The sequence below is a fragment of the Pedobacter africanus genome (assembly GCF_900176535.1).
GTDB lineage: Bacteria > Bacteroidota > Bacteroidia > Sphingobacteriales > Sphingobacteriaceae > Pedobacter > Pedobacter africanus.
The window spans coordinates 2,113,179-2,129,804 of sequence record NZ_FWXT01000001.1; the positions used below are offsets into that span (position 1 = coordinate 2,113,179).

Annotated in this window: 14 protein-coding genes; 3 read left to right on the plus strand and 11 right to left on the minus strand. The window is 43.4% G+C overall.

Annotated features, from left to right (window positions below; genetic code table 11):
- Positions 1–57 precede the first annotated feature (57 nt).
- The 7 genes from B9A91_RS08775 to B9A91_RS08805 form a co-directional block, all read right to left on the minus strand.
- Entirely contained in the window at positions 58–1,134 is a 1,077-nt protein-coding gene (locus tag B9A91_RS08775; RefSeq protein WP_159451676.1) for a TlpA family protein disulfide reductase, read from the minus strand.
- A 75-nt stretch (positions 1,135–1,209) separates the two neighbouring features.
- Positions 1,210–2,394 carry a TlpA disulfide reductase family protein gene (locus tag B9A91_RS08780; RefSeq protein ID WP_084237971.1) on the minus strand — a complete coding sequence of 395 codons (1,185 nt, stop codon included), beginning with the start codon at positions 2,392–2,394 and terminating at the stop codon, positions 1,210–1,212.
- Between the two features lie 112 nt (positions 2,395–2,506).
- A complete protein-coding gene (locus B9A91_RS08785) occupies positions 2,507–3,964 on the minus strand; it encodes a RagB/SusD family nutrient uptake outer membrane protein (RefSeq protein ID WP_084237972.1) in 1,458 nt (485 codons plus the stop codon).
- A 4-nt stretch (positions 3,965–3,968) separates the two neighbouring features.
- Positions 3,969–7,535, minus strand: coding sequence for a SusC/RagA family TonB-linked outer membrane protein (locus tag B9A91_RS08790; protein ID WP_084237973.1), 3,567 nt, complete (start codon positions 7,533–7,535; stop codon positions 3,969–3,971).
- 191 nt (positions 7,536–7,726) lie between these two features.
- A complete protein-coding gene (locus B9A91_RS08795) occupies positions 7,727–8,902 on the minus strand; it encodes a FecR family protein (RefSeq protein ID WP_084237974.1) in 1,176 nt (391 codons plus the stop codon).
- A gap of 98 nt (positions 8,903–9,000) precedes the next feature.
- The gene (locus B9A91_RS08800) at positions 9,001–9,591 is read right to left on the minus strand and encodes an RNA polymerase sigma factor (protein ID WP_084237975.1); all 591 of its coding nucleotides are present in this window, start codon (positions 9,589–9,591) and stop codon (positions 9,001–9,003) included.
- Between the two features lie 207 nt (positions 9,592–9,798).
- Positions 9,799–10,194, minus strand: coding sequence for a nuclear transport factor 2 family protein (locus B9A91_RS08805; protein ID WP_084237976.1), 396 nt, complete (start codon positions 10,192–10,194; stop codon positions 9,799–9,801).
- Between the two features lie 265 nt (positions 10,195–10,459).
- On the opposite strand from B9A91_RS08805, the gene B9A91_RS08815 reads away from it, so the two are divergent.
- Positions 10,460–11,062, plus strand: coding sequence for an RNA polymerase sigma factor (locus tag B9A91_RS08815; RefSeq protein WP_084237978.1), 603 nt, complete (start codon positions 10,460–10,462; stop codon positions 11,060–11,062).
- A 57-nt stretch (positions 11,063–11,119) separates the two neighbouring features.
- On the opposite strand, the gene B9A91_RS08820 is transcribed toward B9A91_RS08815, so the two are convergent.
- Positions 11,120–12,541: a serine hydrolase domain-containing protein gene (locus B9A91_RS08820; RefSeq protein WP_084237979.1), complete on the minus strand. Its 1,422-nt coding sequence runs from the start codon at positions 12,539–12,541 to the stop codon at positions 11,120–11,122.
- Between the two features lie 119 nt (positions 12,542–12,660).
- Between B9A91_RS08820 and B9A91_RS08825 the strand changes: the two genes are divergently transcribed.
- A complete protein-coding gene (locus B9A91_RS08825) occupies positions 12,661–13,245 on the plus strand; it encodes a YdeI/OmpD-associated family protein (protein ID WP_084237980.1) in 585 nt (194 codons plus the stop codon).
- 15 nt (positions 13,246–13,260) lie between these two features.
- Here the strand turns inward: B9A91_RS08825 and arsB are convergent, their stop codons facing one another.
- Together arsB and B9A91_RS08835 are read right to left on the minus strand one after the other, a co-directional pair.
- Entirely contained in the window at positions 13,261–14,325 is a 1,065-nt protein-coding gene (arsB, locus tag B9A91_RS08830; protein WP_084237981.1) for an ACR3 family arsenite efflux transporter, read from the minus strand.
- Positions 14,326–14,742, minus strand: coding sequence for an arsenate reductase ArsC (locus tag B9A91_RS08835; RefSeq protein WP_084237982.1), 417 nt, complete (start codon positions 14,740–14,742; stop codon positions 14,326–14,328).
- 315 nt (positions 14,743–15,057) lie between these two features.
- Between B9A91_RS08835 and B9A91_RS08840 the strand changes: the two genes are divergently transcribed.
- Entirely contained in the window at positions 15,058–15,840 is a 783-nt protein-coding gene (locus B9A91_RS08840) for a phytanoyl-CoA dioxygenase family protein (protein WP_084237983.1), read from the plus strand.
- A gap of 114 nt (positions 15,841–15,954) precedes the next feature.
- On the opposite strand, the gene B9A91_RS08845 is transcribed toward B9A91_RS08840, so the two are convergent.
- The gene (locus B9A91_RS08845; protein ID WP_144008886.1) at positions 15,955–16,407 is read right to left on the minus strand and encodes a hypothetical protein; all 453 of its coding nucleotides are present in this window, start codon (positions 16,405–16,407) and stop codon (positions 15,955–15,957) included.
- Between the last annotated feature and the right edge of the window lie 219 nt (positions 16,408–16,626).

Here is a 16,626-nt window from a genome sequence, read left to right on the forward strand (position 1 = left end):
TTTTGTGCTTTTCATAAGTATACTTTTTAGTCGTTTGGAAAGAAGACAAAATATAGGTTAGGATTTCTTTTTGCCTGCTTTAGCCTGATACGCTTTCAAGGTTTCTTCATATTGGGCAACTAGTTCCTTGGTAATCCTGGTACCGCCCTTGCCGGAAGCCAGGGCATCCTGTGACTTTTCAAAAACAATTTGCTGATTTTTGACTGCATTAGCGTAATCACCGGCTTGCGCATAACACTTGGCGATATACTCATATACCAATGGATTTGGCGCTCCGTTGCTTCTGGAAATATACAGTTGAAGGCATTCCGCTCCGAAAAGATAGGTTTCCGGTTTAAGACCTGTACGGTCGGCAATTGCAGTTCCAAAATTACCAACCGTATTGCCGCCAATGGTAATAGATGCCAGGAACTTTCGTGCCACCTCAACCGCCTGTTTCTCATCTACAAAATCTAATAAGGTGGTGAATTTCTTCATCGTTACCCCATACATCATTTCGGGATTATCATTAGCTATCTTATCGAGCGCGGCAATCGCAGCCTTATAATCTTTTATCGCAATTGCTTTATCATAGTCCACCAGTATTGCTTCCTGGCTTTTTATGGTGGCGGCAACTTCAGCCCTTTGCGCTTCTGATCCTTCTGATGTTACGTTATAGGTGCCATTTTTGATCAGTTCCAAGATGTTTTCTAATCCTTTTGGAGATCCGATCCAGATCAGTTTGCCATCTTTTACAACTAGTGTCGAAGGGATGGCACTGATCCCGGCATTCTTCAGCCAATTATTTAGCATGTATTGGTCGTTATTATCTACCGCAACACTGAAGTCCATCTTATCACCCATGGACTTTACGAATTTTTCAACATTGGGCAATGCGGATTCATAAGGCCTTCCGCCTACTTTCTCCATGACGTTATACGCGATCACGGTAACCTCCGGATGCTTTCTGGCAAACTCGGAAAGCCCTGGCATAGCTGCAATGCAGGGACCGCACCAGGTCGCCCAAAACTCCAGGACATAAATCCTGTCCTTTTCGTAGGACTTTACCGGTGTTCCTTTGAGCCATTTGGAATATTTTATCTCCGGTGCGTCATCGCCAACGATTAAGGGTACTTTTTGTTGAGCCAGCGCCATAGAGCAGCTAACCAAAAGCAACGTACATGTTAATATTTTTTTAAATGTCATTTTCATAATTTTCAAGTTGATAGCTTATTTATAAATTTCTGCCAGTTTTTTATCCAAATCGTCGTCACTTCCATACCTACCAACGATAACACCATTTGGATCGACTAGTATTTTGGTTGGGAGAACACTGATGTTATATTTATCTAAAATGGAGTTTGAACTATCAAAATTGATACCGCCGCCGGACATCCATTTAGTTCCGTTTAAAACATGTTTCCAAATACCAATCTTGTCATCCTCAACCGCTTTTCTCCAGCTGTCAGGAGCCCTATCATCATCAGAAACTCCAATAATCTCAAATCCCTTGGATTCATACTGATTATAGACATCTATCAAGTGTGGGTTGCCTTTTCTGCACGGAACGCACCATGAAGCCCAGAAGTCCAGTAGCACATATTTTCCCTTATAGTCTGCAAGGCTCAGTTGTCCGCCGCGCAGCTCGCTGCCAGAGAATGGGGCCGCTACGGAACCTACGGTTCCTAATTTAGCTTTATCTATCCCCTTCTTTAATTGTTTGCCAACATTGCTTGCGGCAACATCTGGACTTAACTTTGCATAACGCTCGTTTATATCGGGCATTGTTAGATTTTCGCTTAAAATCCATGCGGCGACGTAGCTATTAGGAAATTTGTTGATATAATCGAGCTTTTTCTCTTGCATCTGCTTGCCCAACACTGAGAGAGCAGTTCTGAGGTTGCCTAAGTCAGTCTTGAGCTTGGTCAGCGTCACCGCATCGGCTTTATCGCTTGTAGCCTTCATGATCGCTGAATTAGTTGTGTAATAATCTCTCATCACTTTGTCCAACTGAGGCTGAATGTCGTTTACGAATTCATTATACTGTTTTAGCTCTTCCGCTACCGGTGTGCCACTCAAAAGTCCATTTGAAAAATCGCCAGCAGGTATCGTAACCATTTGGCTTCCGGGAGACACGAATATCTGGAATGCTCTTGCATCCGTTGATGACCCCAGTTCTGATAGTATCCTTGCAGATGTAACCCCATCGACAGTGCCTTTGAACATAAAAGCACCGGCGGTAATTTTAGTACTATCTGTGATTATCTTCTGAAGCCCTTTTTGATATATCAAATAAATGGTACCATCAGTTTTACCAGCTATTTTCCCCTTAATGGCAAAGGGTTTTACTTGTGCCATTGCTGCAAATGCCAGAAATGATAATGCAGCAGTTAAGCAAAGGTTTTTGTTTTTCATGTGTTTGACTTGTTTAAATAATACCAGGAACTGCTATCCAGAAAATTTCAGGGCCTAAATTTAGGAGTGCGGAATTCCGCGCTCCTAAATCTTAATAAATGCCCTATTTGTTTTAATAATTTTGAGTAAGATTTGGATTATAATCTGTTGCGTTTTGCGGAAAAGGGAAGATCCACAGCGGAGATTCGGGCCTCAACTGATACACCGTCCCATTGATCGTCCTTTTTATGGTTTCCTTATAGGCGTCTTCTGTATTCCACCTTTTGATGTTCAGGTAATTTTTGCCGGTATAAAGAAATTCTATCCTGCTGAACTTTTTCAGGGCGGCCATCGCCTGCGCTTCGGTGGAAGCTGTTAGAGGTGCATACACGCTCGGATGTATCCTGTTTTGCCTCATCAAATTGATGATCTGCATGGCGCCAGCAATATTCTGCTGTGCACCGGCCCTAGCCAGGCATTCCGCTTTGACTAGATAGGAGTCACTGGTATTTAATCCTGCTGTGTTTTTGGCGTAAGTTCCACTAAACCAGGTTAAAGAGCCCGGTAATCCAATTAGCGGATCTAGGGCTGTTGAATAAGGCTTGACATACTGATTGATGATATCTCCGGTTTCATAGAACTGTATAACCTCTGGAGTGATAGTTAGAAAAAATTTAGTTGAGGGGGCATCCGCGGCATAAAAATATTCTTCTGGAGCCACTACTTCGGGATGTGCAAAAACAGTTGTGCCAACAGGCGCATATTTTCGGTGGTCATCCAATTGGTTATTGATGGCAAGGCTTTGATCTGCAGCCTGCAGTGCCTCAGGATATCTACGCATGGACAGCAACACCCGCGCTTTTGCGGCATAAGCAAACCCAAGTCCCACCCTCATCGCATTTACGTTTTTGTTTGGAAGGCTGTTGAGCGCAAGGGCCGCATCCAGATCAGCCATGATATTGGTGTAAACTTCGGCTACTGTGCTTTTTTTGTTTGCTTCACCAATGGCATTATCCTCCTTTACATATGGAATACCCGGATCGCTCGCCGCAGTTGCTGGATTGTAAGCCTTCGCAAATAGGTTCACCAACCAATAATGAAAATATGCCCTAAGTACGAGTGCTTCAGCTTTTAATTGGTTTCCTTTGGTACGATCGCCGGTAGCTTCGTCAACATTGGCAATTACCGCATTGGCCACATTATTGATGATAAAGTACATCTTCGAGTACTTGATATCTGTTGCGGTCAGGGCAGCTCTGTTAATGGCTTCATCATAGGTCATATTTACATAATCCAATGTTTTACTTGGCGCAGTGATGATCCCCGTCACGCTTTGGACAAAGGGCGTATAGTCGCCTACCAGTACATTTGCATCCTGAAAATAGAATGCACCTTCCGCACTGCTCCTGGCCGCAGGAGAACCTACCGCCACACCTCCATTGGTGCTAAAATTAAAATTCAGTACGGTTTCAATATCGCTCACTTTATTGAGCAGATTTTTGCCTTTTGGGGTAATTTCCGTAAATTTTTCGCAGGCTGTCAAACAGGCCAACAGACCGATGAATAACAGGCTATATATTATTTTTTTCATCTGATTATAAATTGAAATTTAAACCGAATACATAAGAGGTAAGGGTTGGAGCCGCTCCAGTTTCAGGATCAATACCGACCTTGTTTTTGATCCAGACAGCCTTTGGATTGTTCAACTGGAAGCGAAGGGAAACATTTCTGCCTCCAAGTTTGCTCGTCAGTTCTCTAGGCAGTTTATATCCCAAACCGACACTTCGGATTTTGATAAAATCACTTGGGCGCACAAACACATCCGAGTTATTAATCTGAACTGGGCTTAAAGCGGTAGTTGGAGCGTATTGACCATATCCAGGTATATATGTATCTGTATTATTCGGTGTCCATGCGTCCAAAGTGTACGACGGAAGTGAGCCGTAAGCCGATCCGGTTACAAACGTTGGTTGTAACGCGCGCTGGAAGTGTCCTCCGTAATATACACCAAGTATATTGAGGCTGAAACCTTTATAACTAAGCTCGTTAATTAGCGTAACATTGATTTTAGGATCTAACCCTCCAGAGAAAACAATAGCGCCAACATCTTCAGAGGTAAGCAATCCTGTAGTCAGCGTGCCATCTGCCTTATAAAATTGAGATGCGCCTACCGAATTCGGTCCAGCGTTTTGGAAAGAAAATAACGATTGCACTGGAAACCCAGCCTTTAACCCGCCCTCGGCAAGCAGCTGCGGAGTATTGGCAATCTGATCTACGTAGGTAACCCTATTCTTATTTTTGCTCAATACCAGGTTACTGGACCAGCCGAAACCTGATGCTTTTGACGGTTTGAACCATTGGTATTGCAAGTTCAGCTCAATACCATTATTTAATAAATCGCCATTATTAATAATCTGTGATAGAAAACCTTCAGATGGGTCAATCCTGGTAGCAGCAAGAATATCCGATCCTCTTTTACGATAAATATCCAATGCTCCGTTCATTCTGCCCTGGAACAAGGTGAAGTCTATTCCAATATTGGCCGTAGCTGTCTTTTCCCATCTCAACTGCGGATTTGCCGAGCTTTGTATTTCCGAAACCGGAAGTTGTGTTGCGGCATTTGCCGGAACCGCTGAGTTGGCAACGAGTAAACTGGTCAGTCCAGGGGCGATATTTCCTGTAATTCCGTAGGTAGCTCTAAGCTTCAGGAAATTAATCCAAGGCTGGCTTTTGATAAAATCTTCATTATGTGCGTTCCATGATACACCTGTAGACCAAAGCGGTCGGCCACGGAACTTTTTATCCAGACCAAAAGCATCAGCGTAGTCCTTACGGAATGACCCAAAAACATTGTATTTACTATCATAAGTATAAGTCGCGTTCGCATATACGGAGTTTGATCTAGACCTTGTTTCCGGTACGACCCCAATAAAATTGCCGATGTTTGCACTATAAACACCTGAGGGATTGATACCTGGTTTAAAGAATGTAGAGTTTGACATTGTACTGAGTGCAGCGAAATTAACCGTATTCATAGACTGTGACTGCAATTGGTCGTCATATCCCAATAATAACCCTCTCGAACCTTTGGTCAGGTTTTCCCTGAACTCCATACCGGCCAGTACATTAATTTCGTGTTTCTTAAACTGTTTGATGTAATCAAGCTGACCCCTCGCTGTCCAGGCATCAACATTCTGCTGGATTGTTGCTAATCGGCCTCCCTGTGGTGTAAGGTAAGTGTAAGTATAATTTGGTGCGGTACCTGCTCTGGTGGTAAAAGAATTACGCAGGTAGCGCATGGCATAACTATCGCTTTCAGAATAAGTACGTGCCGTGGTGCTATTGTTCTCATATTGGAACTGAGGCGAAAATGTGAGGCCATCAATGATGTTAACTTTCAGGTTCACAAAATACCTTCCGAAGTTCTGACGGGTATTCCTTATGTCCTTTTCCAATTCATCCAAATGATTGACTAACATACTCTGCAGCTGTGGAATCGTGCTGTTGTTGACCGTTGTATACTGGTTATAATCGGCAGTGGTATAATACTGTCTGTTTCCATCGGCATCCTCCAACCTTAGGTACGAAGGAACATTGAGCGGGCTTGTCGCAAAGTTACTGTTGCTTTCTTTTGCCTTGCCCAATACCGTATTGATCCCGAAGTCGATCGTTGCCCATTTCAGAGGCATATAAGTGCCTTTGTAGAAAATATTCAATTGCCTGTTGTAGGCGTTGGCAATTGCATTGTTATCGGTTTTGTAGTTCAGTAAAAGACTCGATTGGAATTTGTCGGATCCCGTACGAACGGCAAAGTTATACTGTTGCAAAAGTTGGTTCCGCAGTGCCTTTTCAGCAAACTCTTTCCTGAAATCGTTCTGGCGATATTGGGCAAGCGCAGCATCTACCTGGCTTTTGGGAATTAAATTCTGCGCCAATTGAAGGTTCAGATATACGATTGGTGTTACAGGGAGCCCCTGGTTAATCTGATTGTTGTAGGTGGTAATATTGGCTGGACCGCTTGTTGGATTGGTAAAGAGCCACGTTGTATAGGCATTCTCTACATCAACCTGCTGGGCTGCGGTCAATAAGTTGAACTTGTCATAGTCGGTCTTATCGGTGAGTGTAACATCGGTTGCAAATTCTATGGTTGTACCATTTTGGTTCGCCTTTTTAGTGGTAATTACAACTACCCCATTTGATGCCCTGACACCGTAGATGGCTGCAGCCGCAGCATCTTTCAATACGGTAATAGTTTCCACATCATAAGGGTTTATGTTGGCTACGGAACCCTCAATCGGAAGGCCATCAACCACATACAGCGGACTTCGTGCACCATTGTTAAAAGTACTGACGCCCCTAATGGTCGTTGTTCCCCGATAGTTAACCAATCCGGGAACTCTGCCCTCAAGATTAGTAAGAATGTTGGGCGTGTAGCGTTTTTCCAGTTCCTTTGAGGTAATAGTGACGGTTGCTCCTGTTAGCTTTTCCTTTTGTATCGATTGGAAACCCGTATTCACCACGACTTCCTGGAGGTTATTGTTGGAAACTTCCAAGGCGATTGTTCCAAGATTGGCACCTGCTGGCAGGCGTTTGGTAGTAAACCCAGTGAAACTAACATCGAGTATTGCATCTGCAGCAACGTCTTTGAGCATAAATTCACCATTTGCATTAGATAAAGTAACGTTGTTTGTACCCACCACGCGTATGGTGGCTCCCGGCAACGGCCGTCCCTCATTATCGACAATACGGCCCCTCACATCAATTGCCTTTTGATTGGACTTATTTTGAGTGCTATGCTGTTTCACGCGTTTTAGAATGGAAACGGTGTTACCCTCAATGTCATAAAAAAGGTCAAGCCCGTTCAAGACAGTATTTAAGGCTTCTTGCAAAGTTGCATCTTTGACGTAAACACTAACTTTCTGGTTATCTGGAACGAGTTTCCCATCATAATAAAAATCATATTTGGACTGTCTCCTGATTTCCTTCAGAATGGACTTTAAGGTTACATTGGACTCACTTAGGTTTATTTTTTGTCCAAATGTGGCTGCACTAACCTGCAGCAGGGAAGCCAATATGATTACGGTGGTTAATCGCATATAAAGCAATATTTTATGGCGCAGCTTCTTTGCCGTACCGGGATTCCAGGTATAATTTTTATACATTTGTTAAGTTTGGTTTATGCGGTCTGCCCGGGTCGTCGAAAACATTGGGCATTCCACAGGTTAGTTGATCTTCAATTAATTAGCCAAATGCGAACCAGGAGCATTTAGCTTCTGGTTTTTTTATCGTTAAAAATTCAAGGTGGTAGCTCTTTTATCATCGTTTTATTTTAAGGTGAATTTATTTTTTAATTCTATGAGCGAGACACATAAACCTTATTCTGATCTATTCTGAATTTTACTTGACCGGATTTGCTGATCAGTTTTAGCACTACCGAGAGATTATTTTTTCTAGAAATCCATCCACCAGCTTCCATCTCGTCGCTTATCGAATTGTCTAGCACAAATTCGATATTGTACCAGCGTTCAAGCTTCCTTAATGCGGCTTTAAGTTTAATCCCCTCGAAGTTGAAATCATCATTCTGCCAGTCCATAACGTTATCTACGTTCACATTTTTCTCCATCCTCATCCCTTCTTTTGAAACTAGCATCTTTTCCTTCGGACTAAGTCTGATTGATTTACCTCCAGAAACCAAAATGATCGATCCTTCTAACAGTGTTGTGGCCGTTGCTGGCTCATTTAGATAACTATTGATGTTGAAACGTGTACCGAGCACCTTAACTGTCTGTCCAGAGCTCTGCACCAAAAAAGGATGTTTTTTGTCTTTTTTAATTTCGAAATATGCCTCTCCAACAAGCTCCACATGCCTTTCTTTTAGGTTTGCAAAAGATGCAGGATATTTTAAAGCAGAAGCAGCATTGAGCCAAACCAAAGAGCCATCTGGCAAACGTACCTTATAGGTCTCCCCTTTGGCGGTTGTCAAAACATTTATTTTATCAGACGCCACCCCTGTTCCTTCCATCTCATAGATCAGCTGACCCGCTGTCGTTTTAGTAATCATGACTCCCGCCTCATTCGCCAGTTCTCCACTGCCTGCATCATTTAGGCGGATCTTTTTACCATTAGCCAAGGTAAGGGTAGCTCCAACTTTTCCGGGCTTCACATCCTGAACATAAGAACTGGTCGTACCAGTATTTATCTGATCATTCCTGTATTGGAGGAAATATAAACCGAAAACAATCAGTGACACAGCTGCTGCAACCCCAACAATACGCGGCCATAGTTTCTGAACCTGTTTTCCTGATTTCAGCCTTGCCGCTATCCCGGCATAAATGGCATTCACCTCCTGTACCGAGAGCTCACTTTCTTTACCAGAACTCAGTACATCTTCCGCCTCATCATCGATCACCTTTTGCCATTCCGATGGATACGCACCGCTTTTTAATATCGCAAATACTTCTTCAAACTCCTCCTGGCTGCATTGTTGATTGATGTATTTCTGAAATAGGGTTATGATTTGCTTTTCCAATTTTCGCCATTTTGTAACTTATACAACTGGCAGCGGCACCCGGTATATTCCAGGCATTGAAAAAACACCAATTAATTATTAACTAACTGATTTAAAGTCTAATAATTTTTAAGATACGCCAGCAACAATAGAATTGCATTTTTAAACGTAATGTATTCCTTGATCAATCTCAGTGCTTTTACCATCTGTGTATGTACAGTACCTTCGGCGATTCCAAGCTCCAACGCGGCATGCTTGTACGACATTCCCTGAATTTTACATTTGATAAAGATCGTTTTACATTGAGGCGGTAATTTCTCTATCGCTTCATTTAACAACTCATTACTTTCAGCGTAATCCAATTGAAGATCAGTTGTATCTTCAGAAAAAGCAGTGTATTTTTTGATCTGGTCCAGTATCTGCGTCTCATGCTGCACCCTTCTCAGCAAATTCAGCAAATGACGTTTAGCAATGGTATAAAGAAAAGTTTTAAAGGGTTGATCTGGATCGATCTGCTCACGGTTATCCCATAACTTAACAAATACATCCTGTACCACATCTTCAGCTAATTCCCTTGATTTAGCAATACGCAGGATGAAATAATGTAATGGTTTTAGATGGCTCTCATACAATGGGCGTAATGCACCCTGGTCATCTTGCTGTAGCAAAATAATCAGTTCCTTTTCTGTAAGCCCCTTGTATTTCCTCATCTGATAAAATCATGAAATATTCGCAATTATAGATAATATTTGGTAAAGTGGGTGAAGTTTTTTGTTGATCTTGAAAAACGAAAATGTCAAAGGTGGAAGCTGGCGCCAGTACGAGTTAAAACCTAGAGTTGAAAAAATAAATCAATCTGCAAAAGGAGATGGTGGAAAATCTGGTAAAGAAATGAAGGTTTAAGCAAAGGCAGCAATCTACAAGGACAGCGCCCGTTGTACCGCCAAGCTATCCTCTAAAAGACGGTACCTAATGATCAGTCCATCTTTAAAAGTCATATGGATATGAAACATCGAATCAACCACCTTGCCCGTTGCCAGCATCCTGGTAGAGAACTCACCGATCACCACCGCCTTATCATTTTCAACAAACAAATGTTCCACATTTGCTGAAAGCGGTTCGGTGGCGAGCCACAGTGTAGAGAAAAAATCCTTCACACCATTTCTATCCGAACGTTTTCCGAGCCAGTGAGCCAGCTTTTCATCACCAGGAATATACCAATCAACATTCTGGGCAAATAAGCCAACTATTGTTTCCAGGTCTCTTTGCCCCATGGCAGCAAGGAAATTTTCAGCCGATTGTTGTGTGGTCATAGCGTGTAGTTTTCCAACAAATCTAAGCAAATGGCTTGGGATAAGTTCAGATTTTACATTCACAATGTTACTTGCTTTCCTTTTTTTACCTTATACCCGCTTGACTTTTTGATTTTCAAAAAAGACTTATTGGCCCTGATATTAGTTCTGTATACTATTAACTCCCGCCCCAAAAATAAATCTGATAAATTATTACCAGCCAATACCGATTAATTTCTACACTTGCAATAAATTTTTCTTAAATTTAATGTAGGGGTAACATATTATGTCTGCTTACAGCAAATACACCGATCAGGAACTGGCCGGCCGGCTAACGCAGGGCGATGAGCCTGCGTTTGCTGAACTCTACAAAATTTATAGCCCCAGAATTTACAGCAACCTGAAACGCCTTACCAAGGATGATGAGCTGGCAAAGGAGCTGCTTCAGGAAGTATTTTTTAAGGTCTGGGAAAAGCGGGAAGCTTTGAATGTAGAGGTTTCGTTTCAGGCTTACCTGTACAGGATCTCTGAAAATATGGTCAGGGATTTTTTCAGAAAGGCCGGCCGGGACAAGAAGCTGATGGAGCACCTGGTTAATGCCGCTTCTGAGTTTTACAGTACGGTTGAAGAACTGTACATATCTAAAGAAAACCAGGGCCTGTTCCAGAAGGCAATAGATGAGCTGCCCCCGCAGCGCAAAAAGATATTTACGCTCTGCAAAATAGAAGGCAAAAGCTATGAAGAAGTAAGTGCCCTGCTTGGCGTCTCTACCTCTACCATTAACGACCATATTGTTAAAGCTACCAAGGCCATACGGTTATCCTTAGGCGGGCCGGGGCACAATGCCATGATCGGTATTGCGGCGGCGCTTGTGGTATTTAACGTTTAGTCCATTCAATTAACGTCTAGCCTATCCAAATATGCGGCACGCCTAATAATCCAGTTGCTATTTCAGGAAGCTTTCGCCAATAGCAGTCACATCTTCTGCAGCGTTGGAAAGGATAACTATGGCTGTCTGCCGGTCGGGATCAAAACCAACGAAAGAGCGGAACCCTCCTGTGCCGCCCGAGTGGTGTAGGTAGGTATGCTGGCCGCTATGGTTAATGCGCCAGCCCAGGGCCATAGTTTGGGCTTTGCTGCTGAAGGTTTGCTGATGGCTAAGCAGGATTGCTTTGCCCAAAGGGCCTTTAATTTCCATTTGGGCACGGGCGTATTTAACCATATCGTTCAGCGTAGAGCGGATGGCGCCAGAGCCTTTTAGCGAAGCGAGGTCCCAGGGGGCGGTGGCCACACCGCTTTCGTTATAGCCCTGGGCGAAGTTCTGCTGCGCGGCATTGTTGAGTGTAACACTGGTGTGCAGCATGCCCAGGGGCTTGCAGATCCGGTTTACAATCAGCGTTTCAAAGCTGCTGCCCAACTTGCGCTCCAGTATGGTGCCCAGCACCCCGGCGCCAAAGTTGGAATAAGAAAACACGGTGCCCGGCATAACAGTAGCACGATAATGCTTTAAAAAGCTGTAAAGCGAATCTGGAAGGTAATGTTTGTATGGGTCTTTGGGATCTACTTTAGCATTGAAAATATTTGCAGGCAGCCGCGGAAAGCCTGAAGTATGGTTAGCCAAATCTTGTAAGGTAATGGGTCTGCCCTGGAAATTCAGGGCTGGGATTGAATCGGGCAGGTAAAGGTTTACCGGATCATCGAGCTTCATCCGGCCAGCAACCACTTGCCGGGCAAGCAATAGTGCATTAAACGTTTTTGTTACCGAGCCGATCTCAAAGATCGTTTGTTCGGCATCGGGCAGTTGGCTTCCCGCTTTATTGACCGAGCCATAGCTGTATTTGCGCACCTTACCATTGCGCACAACCGCCAGCACCAACCCGCAGGTATTCCCTTTTTGAATGTAAGGCCTTACCAAGTGCTCCACTGTAAGATCGAGGGAATCTTTAAGTGGATTATTGCTGGGCACCTGTTCAGTTTTAGCAGGAATGGTTATAGGGGCAGAAGCGAAATTGAGCCTGTCTATCTTGCCCTGGGCGTTAAGTTTGATGGAAAATACCTGACGGGAGTTTTCAAATACCGAAAGGTAATCCAGGCCTTTTTCATTCTCTTCTTTAAAATCGCTGCTGAGCCAGTCGCCCGTTTTTGCATGAAATTTGCTCATGCCCACCGCAAATTGTTCGCCCGTCATTTTCTTCCGGAACACTTCTGAGGTTAGGGCATATATTTTTTCAGGCTGATTTAGATTGAAGCTGGCCTTTACCTGCTCCACTATGTTTTGGTATTGCTCTTTGTCTTGTTGTGCATAGCTAAAGCTAAAGGTGAGGAATGTGAGGGCAAAACTAAGCCCCAAGATATGGCGTCTGAGCATAAATATTTTTTAAGGTAAGAGGTTCAGTATATAGGGTTTGACGCTGCAAAAAGAAGATTTGTTACAAGGCATTTGATGCCAGCCTCTTTTGATTAACTTAGCAAGCAACAAATAAAGCAATGCAGGAAAAAGAAATAGAAGTATTTTACCCGGAGAGCCCGGCACAATGGAGAAAGTGGCTGGAGGAAAACCATCAGTCCAAACAGTCCGTTTGGCTTGTTGGCTACAACAAAAAGTCGGGTAAAAAATCGGTAACATGGGCAGAGTCTGTAGAAGTGGCTTTATGTTTTGGCTGGATAGACAGCAAGAAAATAAAAATTGATGAGGAAAGGACGCACCAGTTTTTCAGCAAACGGAAAGCAAAAGGCACCTGGTCTAAAATCAATAAGGACAAAGCAGAGCAGCTGATACAGCAGGGCTTGATGACCGAAGCCGGGTATAAGAGCATTGAGGTTGCAAAAGAAAACGGCTCCTGGACGATTTTAGATAGCGTTGAAGACTTAACTGTTCCTGAAGACCTATACACCCAGCTAAAAAACGATCCGGCAGCCTGGGAGTTCTTTGATGGCCTTAGCAAGTCATCTAAAAAGATGCTGCTGCATTGGGTTTTATTTGCCAAACGACCAGAGACCAGGCATAAGCGCATTGCTGAAATTGTGGAATGTGCCGCGAAAAAACAAAAGCCGAAGCATATACAAACTTAAGAAAAGCCCACAAGCTTAAAGCGCATAATATTTCTTCCTGAACCAAAAAGCCAGGTTAACTAAGGCTATCAATGCCGGAACTTCTACCAATGGGCCGATAACGCCTACAAATGCCTGACCGGAATTGATACCGAAGACACCAATGGCAACAGCTATGGCCAGTTCAAAGTTGTTCCCAGCGGCAGTGAAAGCAATGGATGCGCTTTGCGAATAGTCAGCTCCCATTTTCTTGCCGGCAAAAAAACTGACCACAAACATAATGGCAAAATAGATGGCCAAAGGAATTGCAATGCGTACCACATCCATTGGGATCTGCACGATCAGCTCACCTTTCAGGCTGAACATGACTACAATGGTAAAGAGCAAAGCGATCAAAGTAATCGGTGAGATAAAAGGAATGAACTTTTGCTGATACCATTCTTCACCTTTGGCTTTAATCAGCGCGTAACGGCTGATCACGCCGGCTACGAATGGGATACCCAGGTAGATGCCCACGCTTTTTGCAATTTCGGCGATCGTGATGTTTACCTCCAGCCCTTTAATGCCGAACAGCGGCGGCAGTACAGTAATAAAAACGTAAGCATAAACACTGTACAGCAGCACCTGGAAGATACTGTTTAGCGCAATCAGCCCGGCGGCATACTCACGGTTGCCTTCAGCAAGTTCATTCCATACTACTACCATTGCAATGCAACGGGCAAGGCCGATCAGAATCAGCCCAATCATGTATTCAGGGTAGCCGTGTAAAAACGTAATGGCAAGGACAAACATCAGTATGGGACCAACTACCCAATTTAGAAAAAGGGAAGTCCCCAACACTTTTATGTTCTTAAATACCTCGCCCATTTTTTCATACTTCACCTTTGCCAGTGGCGGGTACATCATCAAGATCAGTCCTATTGCCAAAGGGACGTTGGTTGTTCCGCTGGAAAAAGAATTGATAAAGCCGGATGATGAAGGCAGGAAGTAGCCTATGGCTACACCGATAGCCATGGCAAGAAAGATCCATAAGGTTAAATACCTGTCTAAAAAGCCCAGGCGCTTGCGGTTTGCGGCCGGGTTACAATTGTTTGCACTCATCTAATCTATGTTTTGCCTGATAAACGCTTCGCTATAGGCCTTAATCTCTTCCCGAACGGCACGAAACTGCGCCATAATCTCCTCTTCAGTTCCTGAAGCCTTTGCAGGATCGGGGAAATTGTGGTGGAACTTCAGCGCTTTGGAAGGAAAGAAAGGGCAGCGCTCTTTGGCGTTATCACACACGGTGATCACGAAATCAAAATCGATGTCGCGGTATTCGTCCATATTGTTGGAGGTATGGCCTGAAATATCAATGCCATCTTCTTTCATGGTGGCAATGGCACGGGGGTTTACCCCGTGTGTTTCTACACCGGCACTATAAATTTCGGCGCGGCCTGCGGCGAAATGCCTTAAATACCCTTCTGCGATCTGGCTTCGGCAACTGTTACCCGTACATAGCACTAAAATCTTCTTCATATCTGTTAGTTTATTGTAATATTACGATTAATGATTTCAAATTTTTTTAACAACAATTCTGATCAGCGATGGGTATGTCCCCAAATAAACCGTTTGGTAAATAAGTCTGTTTTACTTGCGCCCATCTTGAACTATTATATCGCAATATTACGATAACCCGGTGATGTTTACAAATCTTTCATGATTAAAAATAAACAACTACCTTTACTACATGAGAATGACTGTGATGTTATAATATAAATTTTTAAGTCTTTAAGGCAAATGCCCCGCAAAGGGCACAAAATCTTTATTGTCTGAATTTTTATACTAAATAACATGCATAACTTCTTAAATCCACAACAAATTCAATCCTTTATTACAGACGGCTTTATCCGTATTAACAACGCCTTTTCTGCTGAGCTTGCCAGCGAAGCAAGAGCCATTTTATGGAAGGACATTCCGGCCAATGAAAACGACAGGGCTACCTGGACGCAACCCGTAGTATGGCTGGGAATGTATACCCAAGAGCCCTTCATCAAAGCTGCAAATACGCCTGTATTGCACAACGCTTTTGACCAGCTGGTAGGCAAAGGGAAATGGATTCCATGCAGGAACATGGGCGCATTTCCTGTCCGCTTCCCATCAACCATTGAAATGAACGATACCGGCTGGCACGTAGATGCCGGGTTTCCGGGTGATGACCCTAACGACTATTTCAATTACCGGATCAACGTGCATTCCAAAGGCCGTGGTTTACTGATGCTCTTTCTATTTTCGGATGTAAGTGAGCTAGATGCCCCTACCCGGATATTAAAAGGATCGCATCAGGATGTTGCCCGATTGCTGGAACCCATGGGTGAAAGGGGGCTGTCCTTTATGGAGCTTGCCAAACAACTACCAGAGATGCCTGGGAATGCTGAAGTACTGGCCACCGGCAAAGCCGGTACAGTATACCTATGCCACCCCTTCCTGGTTCATGCGGCACAGCGGCACCGGGGTTTGTTACCTAAGTTTATGGCACAGCCGCCCCTTTTAATGCGCAGCGGGTTTGACATTAACAATATCGGGCTCGGCAGCCCTGTAGAGCAGGCTATTAAAATTGCTTTAACAGCTAAATAATCTTTCTGTTACCTTGAAGAATAATAGAAGTTGTTTCTCAAAGCCCAATTCGGGGGGCAGTGTCCCCCGAATTGCGTAAGTACAATAGAACCAATTAAGTGAGTAGCATATTTATTATCTAGCTAACCCGGCATTAGGAGTGCAGTCTTGCTTTGTTATGGAGACCAGCGAACCTTCAGAACGTCGCGCTTTTGTGGAATCTAAAGGCAGCAGGGCTATTTCGCCATAAGCAACCACCTTGTTTTGTTTAACAACCACCAGCTGCTGAAACCAATCTGCATCTGAAGCAGCCAGAACTTTGTCTTCTATTTCAGAAAAGTTCTCTGCATCAATGGCTTTTAATGATGCAGCAGTAGTATAGGGAGGAATTATCCAGATCAAATCCCAATCCACATTTACCACCTTACAAAGGTCTATAGGTTGGTTAGCATTACTTGAATTTTTGTCTATCCCCAAAGATTTCAGGTTTTGATCAAAATCTATCTTAGTGATAGGACCTGACTGCTTGCAGACATTCAATTGCAGCATTAGCAATAAAACCAGGGTTATAACTTTAATTCTTTTCATACATCTTGTTTGAATTTGAGCCAATGTTGAATGATTTGTTACAACTTAACTGAACTATCGGAGCTTTTTTCCCGGTAACATTTTATTGGTGAACAGTCATATGGAGTGGGTAGTAAATTCTTGTTGATGTCGGCTGGTAAAGGATATGAAATAGCCCATTAAGGAGATGTAAACAAAAAAGTTTAAAAATATTTTAAAACCGAGCAGATGGTTTTTACC